The sequence below is a fragment of the Verminephrobacter aporrectodeae subsp. tuberculatae At4 genome, from assembly GCF_000193225.1.
Lineage (GTDB): Bacteria > Pseudomonadota > Gammaproteobacteria > Burkholderiales > Burkholderiaceae_C > Acidovorax > Acidovorax aporrectodeae.
In genome coordinates this window covers 1-6,122 of record NZ_AFAL01000488.1, presented here as the reverse complement: position 1 = coordinate 6,122, position 6,122 = coordinate 1, and the positions used below count along the sequence as shown (strand labels likewise).

The following is a 6,122-nucleotide window of genomic DNA, read 5'->3' as shown; positions in this document are numbered from 1 at the left end:
GCGTCAACGGCTACTGGGCGAAGGACGGCACCGGCACCTGGGTCAACCTGGCGAGCAGCCCTTACGGCGGCAAGATGGCGCTGGAAGGCGGGCAGCTGCGGCTGGACTACGAGATCAGCGATGGCGGGCCGTTCGACGCCGACGGCCAGGCCAACGGCGTCATCACCGCGCCCGGCGCCGCAGCGCAGATGCCCTTGTCCCTCGTGGGGCAGGCGCCGGATGCGGCGGACGGCTTCTGGTTCTGACGCTACGGCGCAGGGCCTGGACGCCCCCGCAGGCGGCGCCTATTTCCCGAGCAACCGGGCGGCATCACGGGCAAAGTAGGTCAGCACACCGTCGGCGCCCGCGCGCTTGAAGGCCAGCAGGCTCTCGAGCACCACGGCGTCGTGCTCGAGCCAGCCATTCGCCGCGGCCGCTTTGATCATGGCGTACTCGCCGCTCACCTGGTAGGCGAAGGTGGGCAGGTGGAACGCGTCCTTTACGCGGCGCACGATGTCCAGGTACGGCATGCCGGGCTTGATGAGCACCATGTCAGCGCCTTCGGCGATGTCGCTGGCGACCTCGCGCAGGGCCTCGTCGCCGTTGCCGGGGTCCATCTGGTAGGCATTCTTGTCCGCCCCTCCCAGGGCGCCGCGCGTTCCCACGGCGTCACGAAACGGCCCGTAGAAGGCGCTGGCGTACTTGGCGCTGTAGGCCATGATGCGGGTGTGGATGTGGCCCCGCTCTTCGAGCGCCTTGCGGATGGCGCCGATGCGCCCGTCCATCATGTCGCTCGGCGCGACGATGTCTGCGCCCGCCTCGGCGTGCGCCAGGGCCTGGCCGATCAGGCACACCACCGTGTCGTCGTTCACGATGTAGCCGCTCGCGTCGAGCAGGCCGTCCTGCCCGTGGCTCGTGTAGGGGTCGAGCGCCACGTCGCTCATCACGCCGAGGTCGGGGAATTCCTTCTTCAGCGCACGCAGCGCGCGCGGAATCAGGCCATCGGGGTTTTGCGCCTCGCTGCCGTCGGGGGTCTTGCGCGCCGGGTCGATGGCGGGGAACAGCGCCAGCACCGGAATGCCCAGGCGCACGCAGTCCTCGGCAACGGGCAGCAGCAGATCCAGGCTCAGGCGGTCCACGCCGGGCATGGACGCGACGGCCTCGCGCCGGCCCCGGCCCTCGTGCACGAACACGGGGTAGATCAGGTCGTGCGGCGTGACGGCGTTTTCGCGCAGCAGGTTGCGGGTGAAGGCGTCGCGGCGCAGGCGGCGCGGACGGTTCTGCGGAAAGGGGGCGGGGTTCGGGAGATGCATGGGGAAAATTCTGCCCGATCCGCGCGGGCGCGCTGCGGGCCAAAGGTGTGAAGCGCGCCGATACGCCGGATTCTGTGCGCTGCGGTTGCCCGCAGCGTGACCGCCATCAATCTGGGCCGGGTGTCGCCACCACGGCTCGGTGCTACCTACCCGCCAACTCCGCGGAACCACATCAGCGCTGGCCTGCTTGGTATTGCTGCGCGTAGAGATTGCCCGTTTCACCCGGGGCGGGAAACCCGCCCCGACTCGTCTCTGTTGCTCTGATCCTCACCTCACGGTGGACAGCCGTTAGCTGCTACGCCGTCCTGTGCAGTCCGGACGTTCCTCCAGTGCCTGGTTTCCCAGATCGCACCAGCGGCGGTCTGGCGCGCTTCACGGCGCGATTATCACCCGGCGCACCCGGCCACGGCTTGCGGACTGCGCCAAAATGGCCGCCGTGCCCCGGTGGCACACGCTTTTCTCTCTCACCCCCAAGGAGGTTCCCATGAAAGCCGAAGATATCCTGCAAACCATTGGCAACACGCCGCACGTGCGCATCAACCGCCTGTTCGGCCCTGCGGCAAACGTGTGGATCAAGTCCGAACGCAGCAACCCGGGCGGGTCCATCAAGGACCGCATTGCGCTGTCCATGGTCGAGGACGCCGAAAAGTCCGGCGCGCTCAAGCCCGGCGCAACCATCATCGAGCCGACCTCGGGAAACACCGGAATCGGTCTGGCGCTGGTCGCGGCCGTCAAGGGCTACCGCCTGATTCTGGTGATGCCCGAGAGCATGAGCACCGAGCGCCGCCGCCTGATGCTCGCCTACGGCGCGCAGTTCGACCTGACGCCGCGCGAGAAGGGCATGCGGGGCGCCATCGACCGCGCGCAGGAGCTGCGCGCGCAGACGCCGGGCGCGTGGATTGCGCAGCAGTTCGAGAACCCGGCGAACGTCGAGGTCCACGTGCGCTGCACGGCGCAGGAAATCCTGGCGGACTTTCCCGAAGGTTTCGACGCGCTGATCACCGGCGTGGGAACGGGGGGCCATCTGACGGGCGTCGCGCGCGTGCTCAGGGCGAAATTCCCCGCGCTCAAGGTGTTCGCGGTGGAGCCCGCGGCGTCTGCGGTGATCTCGGGTGGCGCGCCCGCGCCGCACCCCATCCAGGGCATAGGCGCCGGCTTCATCCCGAAGAACCTCGACACCAGCCTGCTCGACGGCGTGATCCGGATGGACGCCGAACCCGCGCGCGAATACGCCCGCCGCTGCGCGCGCGAAGAGGGTCTGCTCGTCGGCATTTCCTCGGGCGCCACGCTGGCGGCAATCGCCCAGAAACTGCCCGAGCTGCCTGCAGGCGCCCGGGTGCTGGGCTTCAACTACGACTCGGGCGAACGCTACCTGTCGATCGAAGGCTTTCTGCCGGCGTAGTCCCCCGCTGCTGCGCGCCGGGGCATGCCCCGGCCCGCGCCACCGTATCATCGCGGCCCCACGCGACGCCTGCGCCCGATCGACACGGGCCCTGCCCAGAAACATGATCCGCATCACAGAAATCCGGCTGCCGCTCCCGGCGGACGACACCCCCGAGGCAGCCGAGGCGCCGTTGCGCGCCGCTGCCGCGGAGCTGCTGGGCCTGGCCCCGGCGGACATTGCCCAGGTCCAGGTCTTTCGGCGCAGCATCGACGCGCGCAAGGCGGGCCTGCAGGGGGTCTACAGCGTCGACGTCGCGCTCGCCCGGCCGCAGCGCGAGGCCGCCCTGCTGGCCGCATGCGCGGGCCACGCGCAGATCCAGACCACGCCCGACATGGCCTGGCGCCCCGTGGGCCAGGCGCCGGCAGACATTCCCTTGCGCCCGGTGGTGGTGGGCTTTGGCCCCTGCGGAATCTTCGCCGCGCTGGTGCTCGCGCAGATGGGCTTTCGGCCCCTGGTTCTGGAGCGCGGCAAGGCCGTGCGCGAGCGGACCCGGGACACCTGGGGCCTGTGGCGCAGGCGCGAACTGCACGCCGAGAGCAACGTGCAGTTCGGCGAGGGCGGCGCGGGCACCTTCTCCGACGGCAAGCTCTACAGCCAGATCAAGGACCCGCGCTACCTGGGCCGCAAGGTGCTGACCGAGTTCGTGCACGCGGGCGCCCCGCGGGAGATCCTGTGCGCGGCGCACCCGCACATCGGCACCTTCAAGCTGGTGAAGGTGGTGGAGAACCTGCGCCGGCAGATCATTGCGCTGGGCGGAGAAATCCGCTTCCAGCAGCACGTGACCGACGTGCATCTGCAAGAAGGCGCCGGCGACCGGCGGCTGCGCGGCCTGGTGGTGCGCGACCTGGCCACGGGCGCGACGACGCAGCTGCACGCCGAGCACGTGGTGCTGGCCCTGGGCCACAGCGCGCGCGACAGCTTCGCCATGCTGTACGCACGCGGTGTCGCGATGCAGGCGAAACCGTTTTCCATCGGCCTGCGCGTCGAGCATCCGCAGCATGTGATCGACCGTGCGCGCTGGGGCCGCCACGCGGGCCACCCGCTGCTGGGCGCGGCCGACTACCGGCTGGTGCACCACGCGGCCAACGGCCGTGCGGTGTACAGCTTCTGCATGTGCCCCGGCGGCACGGTGGTGGCGGCGACCAGCGAGCCGGGCTGCGTGGTGACGAACGGCATGAGCCAGTACTCGCGCAACGCGCGCAACGCGAACGCGGGCCTGGTGGTGGGAATCGACCCGCGCGACTACCCCATCGACGACGACGACGACGCCGCCCGCACGGCGCAGCAGCCGTTTCACCCGCTCGCCGGCATCGCGCTGCAACGCCAGCTCGAATCCCGGGCCTTCGTGCTGGGCGGCAGCGACTACAGCGCGCCGGTCCAGCTGGTGGGCGACTTCATCGCCGGCCGGCCGTCGCTCCGGCTGGGGGACGTGCAGCCCTCGTACCAGCCCGGCGTCACGCCGGGCGACCTGCACGCCGCCCTGCCCGGCTACGCCATCGAAGCGCTGCGCGAGGCGCTGCCCGTTTTCGGCCGCAGGATCGCGGGCTTTGACATGCACGACGCCGTGCTCACCGGGGTGGAAACGCGCACCTCGTCCCCGCTGCGGATGGAGCGCAATGAGGACCTGCAGAGCCGCAACACCGCCGGCCTGTACCCCGCTGGCGAGGGCGCCGGCTACGCGGGCGGAATCCTGTCCGCCGGGGTCGATGGCATCGCCGTGGGCGAGGCCGTGGCGCGCAGCCTGCTGGCCTGAAAACCGGGCCTGCGCCCGGGGGCAATCGCCGCATTTGGGGTGTTTTTCCCGCGGACAGCGCCCTTTGGCGGCGCGGGGAGCGGCACTATGCTGCGCGCATGAAAGCCGTACTGCTCGCGGGGGGGCTGGGAACCCGCATCGCGCAGGCGTCCCAGCTGCGCCCCAAGCCCATGATCGAGATCGGGGGGCGACCGATGCTCTGGCACATCATGAAAATCTACGCCGCGCATGGCGTGAGCGATTTCATCATCTGCCTGGGCTACCGCGGCTACATGATCAAGGAGTATTTTGCGAACTACTTCCTGCACATGTCCGACGTCACCTTCGAGATGGCGAACAACCGCATGCAGGTGCACCACCGCCACGCCGAGCCCTGGCGCGTGACCCTGGTGGATACCGGCGAGCACACGATGACCGGCGGGCGCCTGCGCCGGGTGCGCGAGTACCTGCCGGCGGGCGAGCCGTTTTGCTTTACCTACGGCGACGGCGTGGCCGACCTGGACATGGCCGCGCAGTTCGCCTTTCACCGCGCGCACGGCCGCCGGGCCACCGTCACCGCAGTGCAGCCCCCGGGCCGCTACGGCGCGCTGGTGCGCGAGGGCGACGCCGTGGTCGGGTTTCAGGAAAAGCCGCGCGGCGACGGCGGCTGGATCAACGGCGGCTTCTTCGTACTCCAGCCCGAGGTGATCGGGCAGATCGCGGACGACGCCACCAGCTGGGAGCAAGAGCCCATGGCCCAACTCGCCGCCAGCGGCGAGCTGCGCGCCTTCGAGCACGGCGGCTTCTGGCAGCCCATGGACACGCCGCGCGAGAAGCGGCTGCTCGAAGACCTGTGGCAGTCGGGCCGGGCGCCGTGGAAATGCTGGTGAGCATGCGCCCCGACCCCGGCTTCTGGCGCGGCAAGCGCGTGCTGCTCACGGGCCACACCGGCTTCAAGGGCGCGTGGCTGGCGCTGTGGTTGCAGCGCCTGGGCGCGCAGGTCAGCGGCGTGGCGCAGCCGCCCGCGACCCGCCCCGCCCTGTTCACCCTGGCCCGGGTCGCGCAGGGCATGGAGAGCCATTTCTGCGACCTGCTCCACGCGCGCGCCCTGGCCGCGCGCGTGCGCGCCGCGCGGCCCGAGGTGGTGCTGCACCTGGCGGCGCAGGCGCTGGTGCGCGCCAGCTACGCGGCGCCGGTGCAGACCTTTGCGCGCAACGTCATGGGCACGGTGCACCTGCTGGACGCGCTGCGCGGCCTGGCCGGTGTGCGCGTGGCCGTGGTGGTCACCAGCGACAAGGTCTACCGCAACCGCGAATGGGCCTACCCCTACCGCGAGGACGACGCGCTCGGCGGGCACGACCCCTACAGCGCGAGCAAGGCCGCCGCCGAGCTGGTGACCGCGAGCTACCGCGACGCCTTTCTCGCCGGCCAGGGAACGGCCGTTGCCAGCGCCCGCTGCGGCAACGCCATCGGCGGCGGCGACTGGGCGCCCGAGCGGCTCCTGCCCGACGCCGTGCGCGCCTGGAGCGCGGGGCAAACCCTGCACCTGCGCCAGCCCCGCGCGACCCGCCCCTGGCAGCACGTGCTCGAGCCGCTGGCGGCCTATCTGCGCCTGGCGCAGCGCCTGTGGGAGCAGCCGGCTCTTGCCGGCGCG

At 71.0% G+C, this 6,122-nt stretch carries 6 protein-coding genes and 1 other RNA gene; 5 read left to right on the top strand and 2 right to left on the bottom strand.

Features of this window, described 5'->3' with window-relative positions; genetic code table 11:
• Positions 1–245, top strand: a 245-nt coding sequence (locus VTU_RS0115805) for a choice-of-anchor U domain-containing protein (protein ID WP_010105912.1), incomplete at its 5' end; no start/stop codon positions are given.
• Positions 246–284: 39 nt separating this feature from the next.
• Here VTU_RS0115805 and hemB read toward each other — a convergent pair.
• A complete protein-coding gene (gene hemB, locus VTU_RS0115800) occupies positions 285–1,292 on the bottom strand; it encodes a porphobilinogen synthase (RefSeq protein ID WP_010105911.1) in 1,008 nt (335 codons plus the stop codon).
• A gap of 45 nt (positions 1,293–1,337) precedes the next feature.
• An RNA gene (gene rnpB / locus VTU_RS30780) (RNase P RNA component class A) lies at positions 1,338–1,666 on the bottom strand.
• 110 nt (positions 1,667–1,776) lie between these two features.
• Here rnpB and cysK point away from each other — a divergent pair.
• The 4 genes from cysK to rfbG form a co-directional block, all read left to right on the top strand.
• Positions 1,777–2,694 (top strand): cysteine synthase A, encoded by a 918-nt coding sequence (gene cysK, locus VTU_RS0115795; RefSeq protein WP_010105910.1) that lies wholly within the window; start codon positions 1,777–1,779, stop codon positions 2,692–2,694.
• Positions 2,695–2,797: 103 nt separating this feature from the next.
• Positions 2,798–4,489 carry an NAD(P)/FAD-dependent oxidoreductase gene (locus VTU_RS0115790; protein ID WP_010105909.1) on the top strand — a complete coding sequence of 564 codons (1,692 nt, stop codon included), beginning with the start codon at positions 2,798–2,800 and terminating at the stop codon, positions 4,487–4,489.
• 98 nt (positions 4,490–4,587) lie between these two features.
• Positions 4,588–5,358 (top strand): glucose-1-phosphate cytidylyltransferase, encoded by a 771-nt coding sequence (gene rfbF / locus VTU_RS0115785; protein ID WP_010105908.1) that lies wholly within the window; start codon positions 4,588–4,590, stop codon positions 5,356–5,358.
• A 2-nt stretch (positions 5,359–5,360) separates the two neighbouring features.
• A partial coding sequence (gene rfbG / locus VTU_RS0115780) for a CDP-glucose 4,6-dehydratase (RefSeq protein ID WP_029554467.1) occupies positions 5,361–6,122 on the top strand: 762 nt, incomplete at its 3' end.

Coding starts and splice junctions, on each gene's coding strand:
- hemB (WP_010105911.1), bottom strand. CDS start 1,292: ATGCATCTCCCGAACCCCGCCCCCTTTCCGCAGAACCGTCCGCGCCGC.
- cysK (WP_010105910.1), top strand. CDS start 1,777: ATGAAAGCCGAAGATATCCTGCAAACCATTGGCAACACGCCGCACGTG.
- VTU_RS0115790 (WP_010105909.1), top strand. CDS start 2,798: ATGATCCGCATCACAGAAATCCGGCTGCCGCTCCCGGCGGACGACACC.
- rfbF (WP_010105908.1), top strand. CDS start 4,588: ATGAAAGCCGTACTGCTCGCGGGGGGGCTGGGAACCCGCATCGCGCAG.